The organism is Gracilimonas sp., assembly GCF_017641085.1.
Taxonomy (GTDB): domain Bacteria; phylum Bacteroidota; class Rhodothermia; order Balneolales; family Balneolaceae; genus Gracilimonas.
Genome location: NZ_JAEPPI010000001.1, coordinates 876,249 through 895,815, shown reverse-complemented (window position 1 = coordinate 895,815; position 19,567 = coordinate 876,249). Strand labels below are relative to the sequence as shown.

Annotated in this window: 20 protein-coding genes; 8 read left to right on the top strand and 12 right to left on the bottom strand. The window is 43.9% G+C overall.

Going from position 1 to position 19,567, the window contains the following annotated elements; all coding sequences use genetic code 11:
* Positions 1-89: 89 nt before the first annotated feature.
* The 4 genes from JJ941_RS03815 (at position 90) to menH (ending at position 4,533) form a co-directional block, all read left to right on the top strand.
* Entirely contained in the window at positions 90-365 is a 276-nt protein-coding gene (locus JJ941_RS03815) for a DUF4290 domain-containing protein (RefSeq protein ID WP_255135398.1), read from the top strand.
* Between the two features lie 190 nt (positions 366-555).
* A complete protein-coding gene (locus JJ941_RS03810; protein ID WP_290962350.1) occupies positions 556-2,019 on the top strand; it encodes an isochorismate synthase in 1,464 nt (487 codons plus the stop codon).
* A complete protein-coding gene (menD, locus tag JJ941_RS03805) occupies positions 2,006-3,721 on the top strand; it encodes a 2-succinyl-5-enolpyruvyl-6-hydroxy-3-cyclohexene-1-carboxylic-acid synthase (protein WP_290962349.1) in 1,716 nt (571 codons plus the stop codon). Before JJ941_RS03810 ends, menD begins: the two co-directional genes overlap by 14 nt.
* Positions 3,718-4,533, top strand: a complete 816-nt coding sequence (menH, locus tag JJ941_RS03800; RefSeq protein ID WP_290962348.1) for a 2-succinyl-6-hydroxy-2,4-cyclohexadiene-1-carboxylate synthase — start codon at positions 3,718-3,720, stop codon at positions 4,531-4,533. Before menD ends, menH begins: the two co-directional genes overlap by 4 nt.
* Positions 4,534-4,557: 24 nt before the next feature.
* On the opposite strand, the gene JJ941_RS03795 is transcribed toward menH, so the two are convergent.
* Positions 4,558-5,862, bottom strand: a complete 1,305-nt coding sequence (locus tag JJ941_RS03795; protein WP_290962347.1) for a hypothetical protein — start codon at positions 5,860-5,862, stop codon at positions 4,558-4,560.
* 15 nt (positions 5,863-5,877) lie between these two features.
* Positions 5,878-7,302: a T9SS type A sorting domain-containing protein gene (locus JJ941_RS03790; protein WP_290962346.1), complete on the bottom strand. Its 1,425-nt coding sequence runs from the start codon at positions 7,300-7,302 to the stop codon at positions 5,878-5,880.
* A gap of 103 nt (positions 7,303-7,405) precedes the next feature.
* On the opposite strand from JJ941_RS03790, the gene JJ941_RS03785 reads away from it, so the two are divergent.
* Positions 7,406-8,242, top strand: coding sequence for a 1,4-dihydroxy-2-naphthoyl-CoA synthase (locus tag JJ941_RS03785; protein WP_290962345.1), 837 nt, complete (start codon positions 7,406-7,408; stop codon positions 8,240-8,242).
* Between the two features lie 81 nt (positions 8,243-8,323).
* On the opposite strand, the gene JJ941_RS03780 is transcribed toward JJ941_RS03785, so the two are convergent.
* Entirely contained in the window at positions 8,324-8,722 is a 399-nt protein-coding gene (locus tag JJ941_RS03780; protein ID WP_290962344.1) for a type II toxin-antitoxin system VapC family toxin, read from the bottom strand.
* Complete coding sequence (locus tag JJ941_RS03775; protein WP_255135392.1) at positions 8,719-8,961, bottom strand: Arc family DNA-binding protein; 243 nt, start codon at positions 8,959-8,961, stop codon at positions 8,719-8,721. Before JJ941_RS03775 ends, JJ941_RS03780 begins: the two co-directional genes overlap by 4 nt.
* A gap of 155 nt (positions 8,962-9,116) precedes the next feature.
* Here JJ941_RS03775 and JJ941_RS03770 point away from each other — a divergent pair, with 155 nt between their 5' ends.
* Positions 9,117-9,395: a GNAT family N-acetyltransferase gene (locus JJ941_RS03770; RefSeq protein ID WP_290962343.1), complete on the top strand. Its 279-nt coding sequence runs from the start codon at positions 9,117-9,119 to the stop codon at positions 9,393-9,395.
* Between the two features lie 7 nt (positions 9,396-9,402).
* Here the strand turns inward: JJ941_RS03770 and JJ941_RS03765 are convergent, their stop codons facing one another.
* From JJ941_RS03765 to JJ941_RS03730, 8 genes are all read right to left on the bottom strand, one after another.
* Complete coding sequence (locus JJ941_RS03765; protein ID WP_290962342.1) at positions 9,403-10,002, bottom strand: FtsX-like permease family protein; 600 nt, start codon at positions 10,000-10,002, stop codon at positions 9,403-9,405.
* 5 nt (positions 10,003-10,007) lie between these two features.
* Positions 10,008-10,661, bottom strand: a complete 654-nt coding sequence (locus JJ941_RS03760; protein WP_290962341.1) for an ABC transporter permease — start codon at positions 10,659-10,661, stop codon at positions 10,008-10,010.
* A 79-nt stretch (positions 10,662-10,740) separates the two neighbouring features.
* Entirely contained in the window at positions 10,741-11,004 is a 264-nt protein-coding gene (locus JJ941_RS03755) for a hypothetical protein (protein ID WP_290962340.1), read from the bottom strand.
* Positions 11,005-11,092: 88 nt separating this feature from the next.
* The gene (locus tag JJ941_RS03750; RefSeq protein WP_290962339.1) at positions 11,093-11,545 is read right to left on the bottom strand and encodes a DUF2141 domain-containing protein; all 453 of its coding nucleotides are present in this window, start codon (positions 11,543-11,545) and stop codon (positions 11,093-11,095) included.
* A 65-nt stretch (positions 11,546-11,610) separates the two neighbouring features.
* Positions 11,611-11,949: a tRNA-binding protein gene (locus JJ941_RS03745; protein ID WP_290962338.1), complete on the bottom strand. Its 339-nt coding sequence runs from the start codon at positions 11,947-11,949 to the stop codon at positions 11,611-11,613.
* A gap of 2 nt (positions 11,950-11,951) precedes the next feature.
* Entirely contained in the window at positions 11,952-13,664 is a 1,713-nt protein-coding gene (locus JJ941_RS03740) for a peptidoglycan DD-metalloendopeptidase family protein (protein WP_290962337.1), read from the bottom strand.
* 91 nt (positions 13,665-13,755) lie between these two features.
* On the bottom strand, positions 13,756-15,012 hold the full coding sequence (locus JJ941_RS03735) for a T9SS type A sorting domain-containing protein (protein WP_290962336.1): 1,257 nt from the start codon (positions 15,010-15,012) through the stop codon (positions 13,756-13,758).
* Positions 15,013-15,154: 142 nt separating this feature from the next.
* The gene (locus JJ941_RS03730) at positions 15,155-17,329 is read right to left on the bottom strand and encodes a glutamine synthetase III (protein ID WP_290962335.1); all 2,175 of its coding nucleotides are present in this window, start codon (positions 17,327-17,329) and stop codon (positions 15,155-15,157) included.
* Between the two features lie 278 nt (positions 17,330-17,607).
* Between JJ941_RS03730 and JJ941_RS03725 the strand changes: the two genes are divergently transcribed.
* Both JJ941_RS03725 and menC read left to right on the top strand, forming a co-directional pair.
* Complete coding sequence (locus JJ941_RS03725; RefSeq protein ID WP_290962334.1) at positions 17,608-18,495, top strand: 1,4-dihydroxy-2-naphthoate polyprenyltransferase; 888 nt, start codon at positions 17,608-17,610, stop codon at positions 18,493-18,495.
* Positions 18,495-19,565: an o-succinylbenzoate synthase gene (menC, locus tag JJ941_RS03720; RefSeq protein WP_290962333.1), complete on the top strand. Its 1,071-nt coding sequence runs from the start codon at positions 18,495-18,497 to the stop codon at positions 19,563-19,565. Before JJ941_RS03725 ends, menC begins: the two co-directional genes overlap by 1 nt.
* The last annotated feature ends 2 nt before the right edge of the window (positions 19,566-19,567 follow it).

The following is a 19,567-nucleotide window of genomic DNA, read 5'->3' as shown; positions in this document are numbered from 1 at the left end:
TATCCCACCGTAAATACAGCATATTCAATTTTAATCTATCCCCATTATGGCTTATTTTCCTGCAGAATTATTACAACCTATCTCAATTCATGTTTATACACCAACAAAAACCCAAAGACTTTGACTGCGGCTACAATTTAGATTTAATGATTGCTGCCCTTCCCCGAATAGAAGACACCGAAGAGCGCGTTACCTATGCCAAGCGTGTAGTTGGGCTCATTAAGCAAAGTCACCCAACCTGGGTTGATGATAACGGAAAAAGCGAAGCCGCCTGGAATCATTTCTTTAAGCTTGCCGAGTATGAGCCCACCGAGCACGGGATCTATAATCCCTACGCTACCGGCGAAGATGATGATGCCCAATAAGCGTATAAAAGCGTACATCTCTTTTCGTCAGGCTTATCTTCACCCTGCTTTTTTGTGTCTCTGATCCATCCTATTTCATTGTATAAGAAAGACTCAACAAGTTCTAAAAAACAGGAACTAAAATTAGTTTAACATTGCTGTAATAATCCGTACTTTCAATTTAGATTGAAAACTAAACTACAGCTAATATATGGATTCACAGAATCCAGCCTTACAAGATGTGAAAGAATGCTTCAGGCAACAGGTGTCAAAGCTTGACCTCTTCGAGGCTATAGATTTTATTTCTGAAAACCGGAAGCAATATCAATATCTGTCCTTTTCAATTCAGATTCCTTCCGTAGATGCGCTCGCCGTTTTGGAGCAATATCCTGATAAAGATACTTTTCAATATTATTGGGAAAAGCCTTCGGCAGAGTTTTCTATTGCCGCAGCCGGTTCTTTGGCCCGTATTCAAACCACCGGTCAGCAGCGGTTCAGGAATGCTTCCGATCGGGGAAAAGAACTGCTGAATACCGTTCATCACATTACCAACCTTAAGCATCATTTGGCTTCCGTTCACCTGTTGGGTGGTTTTTCATTTTTTGATCACAACATCGGGAAACAATGGCGAGAATTTGGAGCGGGTTCATTCAGTTTACCCGAATGGGTGCTGGTACGTGAAGGAAAATTCACTGTATTAACCGTAACCAAGAAAATTGAATCGACCGCTTCGGAGACCGATATCTATAACTCGTTTGTCGATACTTTTGACAGTCTTGACCGGATTTGTGACGCCGGCACCTACCATATCGAGTCGAAAAAATCTTTTACCTCTGAAATTAACACTCCTGATACCGATTCAGACGATTACCGCAAATGGGTGGATTCTGTTGAGAACGCCACCGACCTGATTAAATCCGGGGAGTTTAAGAAAATTGTGCTCGCACGCGAGCTGAACGTTAAGCTAAAAGAACCGGTATCCGACACCCGCTTGCTCAATCACCTGCGAAATCAGTATCCGGACTGCTACTCCTTTTTAATCAGTCAGAATGGGGAGTCCAGCTTTATAGGCAGCACCCCGGAACGACTGGCTTCCTTTCACGACCGTGAAGTACTCACCGAGGGACTTGCAGGTAGTATTTCACGGGGCAAAACTGCTTCTGAAGATGCGGTACTTGAATACGAGCTTCTGCACAGCCAAAAAGACCTCAGCGAACATGCTTTTGTACTGGACGCTATTGAAGAGAACCTGCAGCGCTTTTCGGATGTCTTCGAACACCCGATAACTCCGGGAGTGAAAAAGCTTTCCAATGTACAGCACCTTTACACGCCGGTTCATGCCCGCATTAAAGAAGGCGTTTCAAGAACGGAAGTTCTTTCCCGCCTCCATCCCACACCGGCTGTTGGCGGGTACCCTCGGGAAACAGCGATGCCATACATCAGCAAGCTCGAACATTTTGACCGAGGATGGTACGCCGCTCCGGTTGGCTGGATTAATGCAAACGGCGAGGGAGAGTTTGTGGTGGCAATCCGCAGCGGATTAATTAAATCTAATGAGGTGAGATTTTTTGCAGGATGTGGTATTGTTGAGGACTCAAACCCTCAAAAAGAATGGGATGAAACCAATCTCAAGTTCATCCCCATGCTAACTGCGTTGGAACATGCAAGAAAATGAACCGCAAAATGCTGCCTTCTACTGGAGCACTACATTCGTACGCTCCCTGTTTGAAGAAGGCATTGAACACGTTGTAATCTCACCGGGCTCCCGCTCCACGGCTTTAACCCTTGCTTTTGCTGCTCACTCCGGATTCAAAAAGCATGTAGCTATTGATGAGCGTTCTGCCGCTTTCACCGCCCTTGGCATTGGTAAATACACCGGAAATCCGGCCGTTTTAGTTTGTACATCCGGTACAGCGGCCGCCAATTACTACCCGGCTGTAATTGAAGCTGCTCAGTCCGGTATTCCTATGATTATTCTGAGTGCCGACCGCCCCCCTCATTATCGCGAATTGGGAGCCTCCCAAACCATCGATCAGTTAAAGCTGTTTGGCAACTATCCCGTCTTTTTTCATGAGATTGGAGAACCGGATACTCATCAACGAAGCAGAAATCGCCTGAAGCTGGCTGCATCACAGGCCGTTCAGCAATCGGTACAAAAAGAAGGGGTTGCCCATTTAAACTTCCCGTTTACAAAACCTTTTGAGCCGGACCGGAAATACCTTCGGCAGGTTGAATTTGAGAATGAAAAGCAATCGCGCAGGCCGTCACCAAAATACAGCCGGGAAGATGGTGCAATCGAAATGGGAGAAACTTTTTGGTCGGATCTTATTTCTGCCGAACGCCCGCTGATTGTGGTTGGCCCTACCAATAAATCGGATCAGTTACAGTTTATCACTCCGCTTGCACGCGCCCTCGATGCCCCCATTTTAGCAGAACCCGGTTCACAAGTTCCCACTTCCAGGCATACCATTCAGGGGTTTGATGGATTCCTCAAAAATGAAACCAACCGGGAAGAGTTAAACGCCGATTTAATCCTTCGTTTTGGAGCTCAACCCGTCAGCAAGGCAGTCAACCAGTTTCTGGATAAACACTCTGAAGCGATGCAAATCAGCTTTATGGGGCCCAACCGATGGGTAGATGGAAGCTTATCCTCCGATAAACAGGTTACGCTCAAAGGACCGCTGAAGATTCCGGAAGTAACCGGTGCTGCTGACAAAGAATGGATGAAAAAGTGGCGCAAAATTGAAAAGGATTTCAAAACATATCGGGAGCAGCAACTTCACCCTTCTGCCCCCATCACGGATGGCTATGTGTTTTCCAAAGTGATGGAAAATATCCCAAAGAAGGCCTTCACCATGCTTTCCAATTCTTTCCCGGTCCGGGATATGTCTTTATTTGGGGAATTTGACGGGAAGGATATATATGTAAACCGGGGAGCTGCCGGTATTGATGGGATCACTTCCACGGCATTAGGAATAAGCTTGGCTTCTGAGAAACCGGGCGTTCTGTTTGTAGGTGATATTGCCTTCTTGCATGACACCAATGGCTTATTGATGGCTAAAAAAATCAAACATCCGCTCGTTATCGTTTTACTGAATAACGGCGGGGGTACCATATTCCGGATGCTTCCGGTTCATCAGATTAAGAGCAAGTACACCCCCTATTTTGAAACTCCCCAAACCGCGAAAGTTGCCGCATTGTGCCGGGCCCATAACATAGATCATACCCTCGTTTCGAGACCGGAGCAAATTATTGCTACCTTTGAGCGGCTGATTCAACGAAATGGCGTTCATGTCATGGAATGCATGACCGGAGCCGATGAGTCGATGGAACAGCGACACGCACTTTGGAATTTCGATATTAAAAAAGACGCATGAATATTCGAGTAAGAGGCATCTCTTATCACATTGATATTCAACAGGAACTTGCAACACTGCCTAACCTTGTACTCCTTCACGGTTTTATGGGAAGCGGAAGGCAGTTTGATCACCTGATTCCTGAACTCAAGAAATTCTGCAATCCCATTACCATCGACCTGCTGGGACACGGAAATACCGAAGGCGCTGAACTCCATTACCGCTTTTCCACCAAAGAACAGGTCGCCGATCTCACCAAACTCATCAGTGAGCAGTTACAGATTCCCCTTTTTCTGTACGGGTATAGCATGGGCGGGCGGTTAGCCCTTCAGCTTGCTCTCCACCGCCCCGATTTGTATAAAGGATTGATTCTCGAAAGCAGCACCTTTGGCATTGAGGGAGAAACCGAACAACAAGCCCGGCAGTCGCTGGATGCCCGCCGCTCAGATGCCATAACCGGAAATTTTGGAGGTTTTCTGGAAGACTGGGCAAAGATGCCGCTGTTTAATTCAGCAAATCCGGCTCCTGAACTTATTGATAAGATGAATGAGATTCAACAAAACCAAAACCCGTTTTGGCTGGCCAACAGCTTGCAGGGGTTCGGAACCGGCACCATGCCGTGTGTAAGAAACCGGCTGGGTGAAATTCCTATTCCCGTACAGTTATTGGTTGGGGAAAAAGATTCCAAGTTTCTGCACATCAACCGGCAGATGGAAAAAGAGCTCCGTGAACCGGAATTAGCGGTTGTGAAAGACGCCGGTCACCGCGTACATTTGGATCAGCCTGAACAGCTGATAGCTCAACTTAAAAATTTCATTCAAAACCATCGTTAGTCATGAACTGGCAAACTATTTAGTTTATTGAGAAAACCAGTCCGCCCCATCTAAGGCAGGATTACCAGTCGGTGCAATTTGATTGTAAATAGAATACAAACTATCTCTCTCCCTATCATAAATGTATATGGTATGATTCCTCGGGGAGTCTAATTCTAATCTGCTAAAAAGTATTTTCTCACCATCTGCTGACCATGAATGGGGAATTACCTGAACTCTATCAGAACTGTTTTCTATAATTGGTGAAACCTCTTGGTTATCTAAATCTATGCTATAAATACCTTCTGGTGTACTAATAGAAGTAAAAGCGATCTCTTGTTTTGTTGAATTCCAAATAGGAAAACGAACATTTCGGTTCTGTGTAAGCTTTTCTTTAATGGTATCACTTTTTAATACATATAGATCAGAGTAATAATCACCTGAACCCGATTCTCTATACTCCCGATCTGATATAAAAGAAACCTCCGCCCCATCAGGACTCCAATAAGGATCTATATCGATTGCTTGATGGTCTGTAATTTGACGAACCTCTTTAGTCGTGAAATTAAAAGTAAATATGTTGTAGTCGCTTATGATTTGACAGTTCATACAAAGTTGAAATAAAACATGTTCACCATTTGGACTCCAATGTGGATATTCACCTATAAGCGGGGGCACATGTTCATTTTCCGGTTCAGGATCATATAATACTTCTTGATTGCTTCCATCTGAGTTCATGGTCCACAATGCAGGACCTGTAGAAATTCCATATTTGTTGGATGTGAAAATAATTTTCTCGCCGTCAGGACTCCAGGAGGGTTGAGTGGCATCTTCCCCGATATCAAAGAAAGTAAGCTGCTGAAGATCAGAACTATCGGCATCAATTCTGAAAATTTGAAATGTACCTGATTGATCTTTAGCCGAAAAAACTATTTCTCCTGACAATGCTGAATCCGAATTCTTCTCAACCTCTAATGAGAAGGTATAGCTATCAGATACTTGTTCTCCCGATTCCGAACTCACCCAAACTTGATGTTGAAACGAACCGCTATCTTGTGGTGCTTTCCAAACCAACTGATTGCTTGAGGTAACCGTATCAATCACCCTGTTACTTTCATATTCTAATTGCCATTCAAATCCATATGGAGCTTTTACGCTATCGTCAGTTATTACCGTAAACTGAACAGCATCTCCCCCAATTACTGGATTAGGATTCACCTGAACATTCAATATTTCAAATTCAGGAAGTTCAGGTGGATTTGTTCCTTTATCCTTGCAGCTTGTCAGCAATAAGCCTGAAAATAATAGTAGTACAAATGCTAAAATATATTTGGGGGTTGTAAAGAGCATCTATTAACACTTGTTTTATTTTATGAGAATCATCTTTTTGGTCAGGACTTCCTGCCCTGTAACCAAACGATAAAAATATACCCCGCTGCTAATATTAGAACCTGCATTCCATGTATGATGGTGTTCTCCTGCAGGAAGTGCTTCCTCAGAAACCAGCGTTTGAACCAAGTTACCCAACACATCATATATTTTTAATGATACCTGAGTAGATTGGGATAATCTAAATCTTATAACTGTCGAAGGATTGAAGGGATTCGGGTAATTCTGATTTAATTTGATCTTACTAGGCAGAAGTGATTTGGGGTCTTCGATACTAGTTGGAATTGAATAAATAGGTATAGGTTGGTTTTCTTCAAGCTTATAGATCGTTGAATTTGTTGAAAAGAAAAGTTCACCATTGTTTATATCTAAGCCCGTAATGACTACTTCATCATTATTATATAGAATATTAAAGTCATTCCCATAATTAGACGAGTGACGTATTGAATGATTATCCCAAGCATATATTTCTCCAATGTTTACATCGCTACTGATAATTTTAACAGACTCGCTAAATACATTCACTAACTCCCATGTCCCAATCTCCCCAAGCCCATTGCTTTTATACAACCCGATAGCACAAGATTCATCAGGGCAAGTATTCGGAGTAAAAGGATTTTCCTGTCTTGGTGCATTTATTACATCCAACATAAAAACGGTTGTTGAATCTAAATCAAAACTCATCTCTCCTATTGGAAATAATGTATCACTTACAATCTCACTACTTTCTCCATTATCTACGGATCGGTAAAAAAAATTATCATCACCTCCAGATCTAAAATTATGACCAAATAATAAATTCTTTCGATATGGATTGAATGCAAAGGCTGGGATATCAATTTTGACAGAGTCTGGTACCTCAGAAAATTCAATTTGCCGTCTGGTAGGCCAAGTCAGTCCACCGTCAAAACTTTTCAAGTTTTGAGCACTTACTTTTGCATAGATAACTTCATTTTCTGAATTAGGTACCAAAAGATCTTCAACCCACATAAAATAACCTCCAACTACTCTTAAGGAGTCAAATCGGTTCAAATATCTTTCACATTCGTTTGAACATTCTTCTTGTATGTATAAATACTTTTCTAAATTACCCTCAAAAAATTGATAATCTGGAATTGTAACTTTCAATTCGAAGCCATACCGATCATCGAAATAATCCTCCAAGAAAAGCTCTTTCTCTCCGGTTTCTGTGTTGTATTGGTAGATATTATCAGTGAAGTACTCTGTGCCCTCATATTCACTATAAATTCTGTAGAATAAATGAACAGTACCCGAACTGTCAGTAAGGCTTTTTAAATCATGTATTCGCTTGGGAGTTTGTCCTTGTGATATAAAAGGCCATAATGATAATACCAGAACTAAATAAGTCATTTTTCTCATAATAGAAGTAAATTCAAGCATTCTAATAAATCAAGAATCTTAATCACTTTCCAACTCTCTAAGATTTAATGCTCTCTCCTTTTTACCTTCAGTATATAATTCACAAAATAATTATTCCAATTTTATGAACTGGCAAACCGTCAAAGAATACGAAGACATCACCTATAAGAAATTGAATGGCGTGGCGAGAATCGCATTTAACCGGCCGGAAATCCGGAATGCATTTCGTCCTAAAACGGTGTTTGAGCTGTACGAGGCTTTAAGTGATGCCAAAGAGGATAATGACGTCGGCGTGGTGCTGCTGAGCGGTGAAGGCCCTTCTCCCAAAGACGGCAAATGGGCATTCTGTTCAGGAGGAGATCAAAATGTGCGTTCCAAAACCGGCTACAAAGCCGATGACGGCATTGCACGACTCAATATCCTGGAAGTACAGCGACTCATCCGGTTCATGCCCAAAGTAGTGATTGCCGTGGTTCCCGGCTGGGCCGTGGGTGGCGGACACAGCCTGCATGTAGTTTGCGACCTTACCCTGGCCAGTAAAGAGCACGCCATCTTCAAACAAACGGATGCCGATGTTGCCAGCTTTGACGGCGGATTCGGTTCTGCCCTGCTTGCCCGACAGGTTGGACAAAAACGTGCCCGGGAAATTTTCTTCCTCGGTGCCAACTATTCTGCTCAGGAAGCTTTTGAAATGGGAATGGTGAATCGCGTAGTTCCACATGATGACCTTGAAGAAACGGCTTATGAATGGGCTCAGGAAATACTGGCGAAAAGTCCGACGGCTATCAAAATGATCAAGTTTGCCTTTAATGCGATTGATGACGGTATGGTGGGACAGCAGGTATTTGCCGGAGAAGCCACTCGCCTTGCTTATATGACCGACGAAGCCGAAGAAGGTCGCAATGCCTTCCTGGAGAAACGGAAGCCCAACTGGGACAAATTTGACCGTTCACCTTCATAAGGTTGCCACGAAAGCTCTAACCACAAAGCATTTTAGCGAAACAATATCAGCTTGCATAGCATTGTTGATGTTTTCCAATGCTCAGACAAAACTTTCGGGGTGTATAGCTAAAGATGGGAATTCGGTTAATACCTTCTGGTTAAATGTTAGCAGTGGCACTCCTGCATCGTCTGCCAGTGCAATGAATTCACAATCATAAGCTGAGCAGGTGGAATCTTTTACAAAACTGAGTACCTGTGTTGAGTTTACCTGAAATTCATTCGATGTCATTAAGGCTTCAGCCTGCTCCATGATTTGCAGAATGGTTGGGAGATCAAAGATTTCTTTTCTGAAATACAGAGCCAGAACATTCCGGAATTCCGGTTTCCACAGAACGGGTGCAATCCATTCCGGATCCTTTTCCATCACCTGATCTGCTATTTCTACCATCCCATTAGGCAACCACAAACTGGCTATTACATTGGTATCAGCTACTATCACGGGCGGCCTTCTTCAATGGCAAGCTGTACCTCTTTCAAAGACAAAGAACCTTTGGCTTTTTCTCTGAGTTTTTTTGCTTGTTCAATAATGTGGCGGGAATCAACCGGCGTACTTTGAACTGCTTTTTTCAGGTTTACTATTACTTCACTGTTAATGCTGCGATGATTTAACTCCGCTTTCTTCCTGATGCTTTCGTACACATCATCCGGAATCCCTTTAATGGTAATATTTGTAGGCATTTCAGTAGTTTCATTTTGGTTTCATTATGAAACTAATAAAATTCACCTTTATTGCAAAGCTGCCATATTCGTTGTCTTCTTAGCTTTCATTTACAACTAATTATGTTAGATTCTCTGCATCACTCGAAAAAAGTATCGAACTTCAAATTAATCCAATGCAAATAAAACACGATACCGCTGAAACCAAAGGCTCCTTTTACATAGAGCGCGAAGGCAAACGAGTTGCCGAAATGACTTACTCCAAAGCCGGACCTGAACGTATTATCATTGATCATACCGAGGTAGCCGATGAAACCCGGGGTGAAGGTTTAGGAAAGAAACTGGTTTATAAAGCTGTGGAATTTGCCCGGGAAAATAACCTAAAGATATTACCGCTGTGTCCTTTTGCACGCTCTGTTTTTAGCAAAAATCCGGAAATCAGGGATGTGACTTGATCAATTTTTATTCATGCCGGATGGCATCCACCGGGGTCAAATTAGCTGCTTTCCAGGCAGGATAAGTTCCAAAAACCATCCCCACTATTATGGCTACAATTAAAACTACGCCAACCGTACCTATACTTAACGCTGCCTGAAATCCGAAGTCGGTAAATCGGTTTATCAGTTCGACCAGCCCGAATACTCCGAGAACTCCTACCACCCATCCGATGATGCACCCCTCGATGGAAATGGTCACTGACTCCGAAATAAACTGCATCACAATATCTTTCTTTCGGGCTCCCGCGGCTTTTCGGATTCCGATTTCCGTGGTTCTTTCGGTCACCGAAATCAGCAGTACGTTCATAATTCCAATCCCGCCGACCAATACGGAAATACCGGTAATCGCTCCCATCACCAGTTTAAAAACCAGAATGCCCTGGCTTAACTGCTCCACCCTCCCCTCATACGTAAATACCGAAAAGGCCTCTGTACCTTCTGTATAGTTTTGATCCAGCCAGGCTTCTACTTCCGATCTCATCTTGGGGAGGTCTTCCACTTTCCGGCTTTTGAATACCAGGTTGGCCGGGTTGCTCCCTTTCACCACATGCCGGTATGTACTCATGGGAATCATCGCCTGGGCGCCCCTCGACTCTTCTTCCAAATCCCAATGATTTCAAAGGTTGTTCCCTCAAAGGTGATGGTTTCTCCAATCATAAGTTCGCTATCCGGTGACCATTTTTGCGCCAGTGGAGCTGTCAGAACGGCTTTCCGGGCGGCATTCTCTACATCCGCGCTGTTAAAATATCTCCCATTGATTTCAGATTCAGTGAAATGAGGAATGTTTTCTAAGGTGGCCTGAATATAAATTGCCAACGAAGAATCCTGTAGCGTAGCCAGGCGGGAGCTTTGAGCAAGCAGTTCGGTGTATCCCCATTCACTTACCATTTCTTCAATCGCTCGGGCCTCTGCAATTCCAAATTCATAAACGGTATCTCTGGGAACCCTCACATCATTTACAAGATCTACTGTTCTGGGAGTTACCGACATCATTTGTACTGAGGTTGTGGTCTCGATTTGCTCCCGGCCCGTTTGCTCCAATCCGTCACCAAGGGCAAGTATGGCTACTAAAGAAGCCACCCCAATAATGATTCCAAGCGTTGATAAAAAGGTGTGTAAGGGATTGGATTTGATATTCTGAAGGGCAATGGAAACCGATTTTATAATCTGCTGCATAAAGTATGGGATGTGGATTCCGATGGATTTACGCCGGCATTCTTCCATTGTTTCACCTTCATAAAAAACAAAAGCCCCGCACACAATAGTACACGGGGCTTAATTAATAAGTGAGTCTTGCTGCCGGTTACATCGAATCAAACCCTCCGGCACCTGCCGACATCATTGCCCCAAAGAAAATGAATGCGAACACCAGGTAGAGTACAAATCCTGCCGCAAATATGATCAATGTTGCTTTAGCCCAATTCTTTTTATTTGGATTGGTGCTGTCACTAAATGCCCAAACTAACAGCATAATAAACCCGATAACCGGAATGAATGAAATTAAAACCGAAATAACCCAGTCTTTAAGACTCATTACCGGTGCTGTTTCCCCTTGGATATTTTCCATAATTGTCTCCGTTTGTTAATGGTAGTCGGGGAATATGTAGAAAACGGATGTTTGTTACAAGTAGATGAGCATCAACCGATAAGCCTGATTATTTAATCTCTATAGCCATGGTTGACCTTTCAGAATTGATGCTGAAGTGAGCATCTTTCCAGGAAGCGGGACCAAAACGTCCCCGTGCATTATTCGAAAAGCCATAAGCCTCTTTGGGAATACCGAGCAAGTTGGAGTCGAGCTCACCGTTCTCGTTTTTGTCATGATATACGGCAATGGCGTATTCTCCAAAAAACAGGCTGTCCTGCGACCAGGTAATTGTTTCATCATCAACAGGTAGCACCACCGCGTAGAGCGGATTCTCTTTCCTGTTATACTCTTCTTCCGAATTGAACAGGGCAATCCTGATCTCCCCCTCAACTCTATCGATACCCTCAATTTTCAGTTCGAAGGTGGACATTCTCCGTTCGTCTTCCGGATAGGATATCTCCTGGGCACAAAGGGTGAATGAGGTAAGTAAAAAAGCACTAAGAAACAGGAAGTGTTTCATTGGCGGTATAACAGGTTTGTAGATGAAAATTATTGGGAGTGATGAATTTATGAAACCTAAATAAACTAAAATAGTTTCATTCCGTTAGGCACTTTTTTGTCCGGAACGGCAAGTACCACATCGCCATTTTCATCCGGAAAACCGGTTACCAGGCATTCAGACATAAACGGCCCAATCTGCTTTGGTGGAAAGTTCACCACTGCGATTACCTGTTTTCCCTTCAATTCTTTAAGGTCATAATGCTTCGTTATCTGGGCCGATGATTTACGTATACCGATCTCATCCCCGAAATCTACCGTCAGTTTATAAGCCGGTTTTCGGGCTTCCGGGAATGACTCAGCTTCGACAACAGTACCCGTTCGTAATTCTACTTTTTCAAAGTCTGCCCAGCTAATTTCTTTCATAACTATTTAATGAGCGTCATAGGTTTGACTTCGCTGAAGTCCTCGGTTTGTAATTTCAGATAATAAATTCCGCTCGGTAACAGTGAGGCATCAAAAGTAACATGGAAGCTTCCCCGGTTCTGAACTTTATTCACCAAAAGTGATACTTCTTTACCCAAAGCACTGTAAACGGCAAGCTTTACTGTACTTCTTTTCGGCAAGATGTACTGAATTTGAGTGGTCGGATTAAACGGGTTCGGGTAGTTTTGATATAAGTGGTACTGATCCGGATAGTCTGCAAAAGGTTCTGTAACAGATGTAGAAACACCAGTGTTGAATGTTCCGGTTTCAGACCAGTCTCCAGTGCCTACCGAATTTTTTGCTCGTACTCTCCAGTAATAACTTTCTCCATCCAAAAGATCCCCCACCAGCAGTTCTCTGTCAGTAGGTTGATATGAATCGACTATCTCCGAAAATTCACTGTCCATGGCAAGCTCCAGCTCATATTCATCCGCATCGGCCAACGGAAGCCAGCGCAGAATCACTTCATTTCCGGTTATCTCGGTATCATTCTGCGGGTTTTGAAGGTGAACCTGAATCGGCCTTGTGTTTCCATCACTTACCGTAAACTGATGAGTATAGACCTCATTCAGGAATGAAACCCTGAATTCCCAAACCCCTTCTTCTGCCATCACGGGTAAATCATTTTGCCAATACCAATAAGAAGCGGAGTAATGAGGGATTTCAGAAAGAGCATGACTCCAATTCCATAGCGTTTGCCCCGATGGACGGTTCACGGAATAAAAAGCCGTTTGCCCTTCCAGCTGATCCCGATAGTAAATAGCATTAATAATTTGGTCACCTTTCAAAAAGGCATCTTTAAAATTTGGGATACCCGGCGTAGGGCATTGATTAAAGACGGGTGCTGAGCCATGCGTCCGAAGGGCATTCAGGTCGGAATCATAATAGTCCCGCTGATCATACCAAAGGCTTTCGCTTATAGAGTTACAAGCTCCTTCAAATGGATCTACAATAGCGCCATTTTCATCATGAAGTTCAAAGTGAAGATGCGGACCGGTTGAGTTCCCGGAACTGCCAACAATGCCGAGGTACTCCCCTTCTGTAACATTATCCCCCACATTTTTTTCGGTTGTAGAGTTTGTTTTCAGGTGTCCGTACCAGGCCACCGAGCCATCGGAATGTCGAACATAAACCGCATTCCATTGCGTGTTGTTGAAAGAACAACTCTGATCCTGATTACCATCAATCTTTTGAATAATCACTCCGGGGGCGGCTGCAACCACGGCTACATCATCATTCTGAACTTTGTTCCACGCAAAAGGCCAGGTGAAAAAATCGGTACCGGCATGATTGTATCCGCTTTCCAGATCATAGCTCCGTGAACCACAGGTATAATCAGTTATTTGATTGGGGAAGGAGTTATTTAAATCCACAAAATTGGAAACCCCGTGGTAATCGAAATCAAATAAATGATCCTGTCCACGCAGCGGCCAGCCCAATTTAATATCGATGGTTTTGGCAGTAGAAATTCTGCCCATCGCTTTGAGGCTGTCTATATTCTGTTGCAGCTGCTCGATCATGCTTGCCCGCATTTCTTCAGTCATATGATCAGTGGGCGGTTGATAAAGGCCGCCGCCATCCGGCATTCTGTCCTGGGCGTTAATAATTGGATTGGCAAGAACCAGAAAGGTGATAAACAGTAAAAGTGATTTCATAGGAACTCATTATGTTGGTAAAAGAAAGAAAGCCCTTCTTTCCTTTCAGAAAGTAGGGCTTTTTTAAGGTTTCATCAGTATAAAACTGAGCTTACTTGATAAGCGTCATCGAACGTACCTGTTGGTGTTGCCCTGATACCAGTTTGTAGTAGTAGATCCCGCTTGGAAACCCGGATGCATTGAAGCCCGCTACATACTCACCGGCTACCTGATTGGCATTAACCAATGTAGCCACACGTTCGCCCAACACATTGTACACTTCCAGCAATACTTTGCCGGGAGCCGATATCTCGTAGGCAATTTGTGTAGTGGGGTTGAACGGGTTCGGGTAGTTTTGGGATAGTTTGAAGGTGGATATATCATCATTTATCTCATCAATAGAAGTAACCATTCCGTACTCATACAATGTCCGGCTGTCGTCATCCCAGGTCATTCCGTCAAAAGAATAGGTTGCCAGGTCTTCTGCAATCTTCCCGTTTTCGTAGGTAAAGGTATTTCTGTATTCAGCCATCCACTCCCCTTCGCTTTCATAGAAGTATTCTTCTTCTACTTCGATAACAAGTTGCCCGTCATAAGCCAGGGTAGTTCTTGAATACGGTATCCAAACATCATCACCCTCATAGTATTCATCGTTATACATCTCCACGAAAAAGAACTCATTGAATACATTGGTTAAATACTCATCAAAATCTATACCTGAATAGATGTACCTGTCGGTGTATTCGGTTTCATAGTACGCTTCTACAAAGGCGTCTTGCCGGTTTACAAAATACCCGGTTAGTTCTGGCTGACCTCCCTCACTAAAGACGGTGCTGTATATTTGGATCGAATCGTCGGTAACGTATTCGAGCTCGATTTTTTCTGAATAGGATGCCCCTTCATAAGTTTCACTGAAGGTAGCCGAGTCCAGTCTTCCGGCGGAGTAATGAAATACTTCAGAAAATACATCTCCCCCGAACTCAAATGAATAACTCAATGGATATCCCTCTTCTGAAAATGTGAATATATAAGCGCCATCACCAACCCAGCCTTCACCGTCGTAAATCTGCCAGTTTTGGGTAATGGTCAGCCGATCGGTGCTGTACGAATAGGTAATTCGGTATGCATCCATCCAGCCTTCTTCTGAAGCCCATTGCATGGTGCTCCTTCCGATATCATTATCAGTTTTAAATCTCGCATTCAGTACATCTGATGGTAATAAAGGTTTATCTGAATGCTTGAATAGCAGTGCAGATTTCTTTGATTTACGGCCGTCATCTACCGATGATTGAGCCTGTAGTTCTACGCCGGTAGTCAGGAAAAGCACGACTAAACCGGCTACAATGGTATTTATAGTTCTGTCAAACATATACCCCTCTTGTATTTGGTTGTTATATGACATTAAGCTGTCATAAATCGAATATGATTGAAAAAAGGGAAATATAAAATTAGAAAAAAAGCCCTGCCTCCTTTCGGAAACAGGGCTGAGTAGAATGAAATATTGGAGAGCTTTACTTAATAAAGAGCATCTCACGGTACACCGGAAGCGGCCAGTAATCATCAGCCACATATCGCTCCAGAAAGTCGATGGCATCCCGAATATCTTTCATAATCGGAAGCACATCCGTTTCCACTTTCCTGGCGTGATCGGAAGTATCTTTGTAAGACAGTTTGCCCTGAACTTCAGCCAGCTTCTCAAGAGCAGTATTCAGCCTGTTCAGCCCATCATTCACTTTATTAAGCATATTGAGGGATCCTGAATGATCCAATTCCAGTGCTTTTGTTTGATCCACAGCTTTGCTGAGTTCCCCGATATAGCGAACCACAGCGGGATAAATCATCGTTTTGGCTATGGATTCAATCGTATCCACCTCAATGGTGCGGGTGGTGATGTACTGCTCGGTCCAGATCTCTTTTCGGGAAAGCATCTCTTTCTTGTTCAATACCTTATATTTTTTGAACAGAGTAATGTTCTCTTTTTCTGTGAGATAGGGCAAAGCATCCGGTGTGGTTTTCAAATTAAGTAAACCACGCTCTTTTGCTTCATCCTGCCATTCATCTGAGTATCCATCTCCATTGAAAATAACAGCTTTGCATTCCTTCAGACGGCTGCTCAACACCTTAGCAAGAGCTTTTTCAATAGAATCCCCTTTCTTGGCTTTGTTCAGGTCTTCAGTCATATCTTCTATGGCTTCGGCAACAATGGTATTTAAAACCACAATGGGGAAGGAAGGTGACTGATTGGATCCCAAAGCACGGAATTCAAATTTATTTCCGGTGAAAGCAAAAGGAGAAGTTCGATTACGATCGCCGGCATGCTTCGGCAGGTGTGGAAGAACCGGACTTCCAAGTCCCAGCAAACCGCCTTGTTTCGAGCTCTTGGCCCCACCACTGATCAACTGTTCAACAATATCATTCAGCTGGTCGCCGATAAAGGAAGAAATGATTGCCGGCGGGGCCTCATTGGCACCCAACCTATGATCATTTCCGGCATGGGCTACTGAAATTCGCAACAGATCCTGGTGACGATATACCCCCAGCAGCACAGCTGTGAAGAAGAATAAGAACTTCATATTTTCGTGCGGACTTTCTCCCGGCTCCAGCAGGTTATCCCCTTCTGCTGTTGAAAGCGACCAGTTTAAGTGCTTACCGCTTCCGTTCAGCCCGTCAAACGGTTTTTCGTGAAGCAGACACTCAAGCCCGTATTTCTTGGCTACTTTTTTGAGCACCATCATGGTGAGCTGTTGGTGATCGGCCGCAACGTTCGACATTTCAAAAATCGGGGCCAGCTCATACTGACTCGGAGCTACTTCATTATGACGGGTTTTTACCGGGATACCCAGCTTGTATAATTCCTTCTCGGCCTCCAGCATAAACGAAAGCACACGCTCGGGAATAGAGCCGAAGTAATGATCATCCAATTCTTGTCCGCGCGGCGGTTTAGCTCCCACCAGGGTACGGCCGGAAGTCAAAATATCAGGTCGGCGGTACACGAATTCCTGATCTATTAAAAAGTACTCCTGCTCACATCCAACAGTAGAGTTTACCTTTTTGGACTCGATGCCGAATAACTTCAATGCTGCTTTTGCGGCTTTATTCAGTGCATCACTGGAGCGAAGCAGAGGGGTCTTATGATCCAGAGCTTCTCCCTTCCAGGAAGCAAAGGCGGTTGGGATACACAAGTAGGTTCCATTTTGATTTTCTATTAAAAAAGCCGGAGATGTTGGATCCCAGGCTGTGTAACCGCGCGCTTCGAAAGTGGGGCGTAAGCCACCGCTCGGAAAGCTGGAGGCATCCGGCTCCCCCTGTATCAAATCCTTTCCGGAGAATACCGCCATGGCACCTCCTCCCTGGTTAGGCGTGATGAAACTGTCATGTTTCTCAGCAGTAGATCCGGTTAACGGCTGAAACCAGTGGGTAAAGTGAGTAGCTCCTTTTTCGGTAGCCCAATCTTTCATGGCCAAAGCCACGGCATCGGCAACGTCAATATTCAGTGACTCCCCTTCATCAATTGTTTTCTGAAGATCTTTCCAGGCTGCTTTGGGAAGGCGTTCTTCCAGCTTGTCGAGAGTCAGCGTATTCTCCCCGAAAATTTCAGGGATATCCATCGTTGAGTTTTTGGCTTTCCCGGGCTTGAAGTTCCGGGCGGCGGCTAAGTTATCGTAGCGTTGTGCGACTTTGGTCATGATTGTTAAAATAATTTTGTTATTAAGTAAAAATGACGACCAAATATAAAGCTACCTTTTAATTATACGCAAATAATTAAGTCATTTCTTTTTTAACAATTAATAAAAGTAACTATTTTTTATTCTCAACTTAATTATTTTACTTAGAAGCGCTTTCAGCCGGGGTAGTACTTAATATATTTTTCCATACAATGAATTGACTTCACTTTTTAAGCCCCTGCCAAAAGTTGTATCTTCATCAAATAAGTTATCCACAATAAATCACCGAATTTTTCCCGTTGAAAGAATCAAAATTTGCTCTTTGGGTTGAAGCAGCCCGCCCACAAACCCTTGCTGCTGCGCTTGTCCCCGTTTTAGTTGGAGCCTCCCTTGCCTGGCAGTCTCACTCCCTGAACTGGGTCAATACATCGGTCGGCCTGATCTGTGCATTCCTTATTCAGATAGGTACCAATTTCGCCAACGACTATTTCGACTTTGTGAAAGGCTCCGACACGGACGAACGTATTGGCTTCCGGCGGGCAACGGCGGCCGGACTGATTTCTGCTGAAGCCATGAAAAAAGCTACCATCCTCACTATGGGACTGGCTTTTGTACTTGGGCTTTACCTGGTTTGGGCTGCGGGATGGGTGGTCTTAGCGATCGGAGTTCTATCCCTGATATTTGGAATTCTTTACACCGGCGGGCCTTTCCCTTTGGGTTATAACGGACTCGGTGATATTTTTGTGTTCATCTTTTTCGGGATTGTAGCGGTTATGACTACTTACTATGTGAATGCCCTTGAATGGTCGGAAGCTTCATTCTGGGCATCCCTTGCCGTGGGTGCGCTTTGTGTGAATATCCTGGTTGTCAATAATCTCCGGGATGTGGAACAGGACCGGAAATCCGGGAAGCGTACCATTGGCGTTCTGTTTGGGGAAATTACCCTCAAATTTGAGTACCTGATGATGGTTGCGCTGGCCTTTGCCATCCCCCCTCATTTTTATGTGCAACTGGGTTATAATTTGTGGATTATGTTGCCTTACCTGAGCCTGCCTTTAGCGGCATATTACACCTATAGAATTTGGACAGAACAAGACAAAACCCAACTAAACCCCATGCTTGAACGAACGGCCCAATACATGGTTATTTTTGGTGTTTTGCTTTCCATCGGCATACTGATGAATTAATGCTGAAGTACTACACATACCGCCTTCCCTTCAAGCAACCGTTCCGCACAGCCGGGTCTGAGTTTTCGCACCGGGAAGGTATTATCCTGGTTTATAAGGAAGACGGTATTGAAGCTTACGGTGAAATTGCTCCTCTCCCCGGCTTTTCAGAGGAATCTTTGGAGCAGGTTAAGGAAGTCCTTAAAATTAACCATGGTCATCTGCAGGAAAGTATTCGTACAGGCGAAGGTAAACAAACTCTGACTGTATTGGACCAAATTCACCGGTTCCCTTCCCTCAGCTTTGGGATTGATACTCTTTTGCACGACCTGCAAGCAAAGAAAGCCAATAAACCATTGGGCACATTTCTTTTTCCTGATTTTCCGGAGTCTGTAAAAGCCAATGCCACCCTCTCTATACAAGAACCCGCACAGGTAATCAGCAAAGCAAATGTTTTAACAGCGCAGGGGTTCACCACCTTGAAGGTAAAAGCAGGTAAGAACTTTAATGCTGAACTTAAATTATTGCAGGATCTCCGAAACCAATTTCCGGACCTGGCAATCAGGATTGATGCCAACCAAAGCTGGACCAAAGACGAAGCCATACAGAATCTGAAGGCGTTGGATTCGTTGAATATTGAGTATTGTGAACAACCGGTTCACAAAGATAAATTTTCAGATATGGCGGCAGTTCAGCAAGCTGTAAAAACACCCGTTGCTGCCGACGAATCTTTACGGAACAAAAAGGATGCCACTGAACTATCAGAGCTTAAGGCCGGCAGCTTGTTTATTGTAAAACCTATGCTATTGGGTACATTCGATACTATTTTCGTAACAAAACGTACGGCAGATACTCATAATATAGAAGTGATGGTTACAACTATGCTCGAGTCAGCAGTGGGAAGAGCAATGACATCCATCCTTGCAGCGGGTTTGGGAAATCAAAAACGGGCACACGGATTGGCGACCGGAAGTTTGTTGGACAAAGACATCAGTTCGGATGAATGGATGAACAATCCCGTCATTCGGTTCCCGGAAAAAGCCGGGCTGGGAATTTCACTGGATATGGAAGGATTAAAAAAGTTATTTTAAGT

Excerpts from the sequence above, each read along its gene's own strand:
- JJ941_RS03795 (WP_290962347.1), bottom strand. The coding sequence starts at position 5,862 with ATGCTCTTTACAACCCCCAAATATATTTTAGCATTTGTACTACTATTA.
- JJ941_RS03775 (WP_255135392.1), bottom strand. The coding sequence starts at position 8,961 with ATGCCTACAAATATTACCATTAAAGGGATTCCGGATGATGTGTACGAA.
- menC (WP_290962333.1), top strand. The coding sequence starts at position 18,495 with ATGCTGAAGTACTACACATACCGCCTTCCCTTCAAGCAACCGTTCCGC.
- JJ941_RS03785 (WP_290962345.1), top strand. The coding sequence starts at position 7,406 with ATGAACTGGCAAACCGTCAAAGAATACGAAGACATCACCTATAAGAAA.
- JJ941_RS03790 (WP_290962346.1), bottom strand. The coding sequence starts at position 7,302 with ATGCTTGAATTTACTTCTATTATGAGAAAAATGACTTATTTAGTTCTG.
- JJ941_RS03760 (WP_290962341.1), bottom strand. The coding sequence starts at position 10,661 with ATGGAAGAATGCCGGCGTAAATCCATCGGAATCCACATCCCATACTTT.
- JJ941_RS03810 (WP_290962350.1), top strand. The coding sequence starts at position 556 with ATGGATTCACAGAATCCAGCCTTACAAGATGTGAAAGAATGCTTCAGG.
- JJ941_RS03735 (WP_290962336.1), bottom strand. The coding sequence starts at position 15,012 with ATGTTTGACAGAACTATAAATACCATTGTAGCCGGTTTAGTCGTGCTT.
- JJ941_RS03770 (WP_290962343.1), top strand. The coding sequence starts at position 9,117 with ATGCAAATAAAACACGATACCGCTGAAACCAAAGGCTCCTTTTACATA.
- menD (WP_290962349.1), top strand. The coding sequence starts at position 2,006 with ATGCAAGAAAATGAACCGCAAAATGCTGCCTTCTACTGGAGCACTACA.
- JJ941_RS03730 (WP_290962335.1), bottom strand. The coding sequence starts at position 17,329 with ATGACCAAAGTCGCACAACGCTACGATAACTTAGCCGCCGCCCGGAAC.
- JJ941_RS03745 (WP_290962338.1), bottom strand. The coding sequence starts at position 11,949 with ATGAAAGAAATTAGCTGGGCAGACTTTGAAAAAGTAGAATTACGAACG.
- JJ941_RS03755 (WP_290962340.1), bottom strand. The coding sequence starts at position 11,004 with ATGGAAAATATCCAAGGGGAAACAGCACCGGTAATGAGTCTTAAAGAC.
- menH (WP_290962348.1), top strand. The coding sequence starts at position 3,718 with ATGAATATTCGAGTAAGAGGCATCTCTTATCACATTGATATTCAACAG.
- JJ941_RS03740 (WP_290962337.1), bottom strand. The coding sequence starts at position 13,664 with ATGAAATCACTTTTACTGTTTATCACCTTTCTGGTTCTTGCCAATCCA.
- JJ941_RS03815 (WP_255135398.1), top strand. The coding sequence starts at position 90 with ATGTTTATACACCAACAAAAACCCAAAGACTTTGACTGCGGCTACAAT.
- JJ941_RS03765 (WP_290962342.1), bottom strand. The coding sequence starts at position 10,002 with ATGAGTACATACCGGCATGTGGTGAAAGGGAGCAACCCGGCCAACCTG.
- JJ941_RS03750 (WP_290962339.1), bottom strand. The coding sequence starts at position 11,545 with ATGAAACACTTCCTGTTTCTTAGTGCTTTTTTACTTACCTCATTCACC.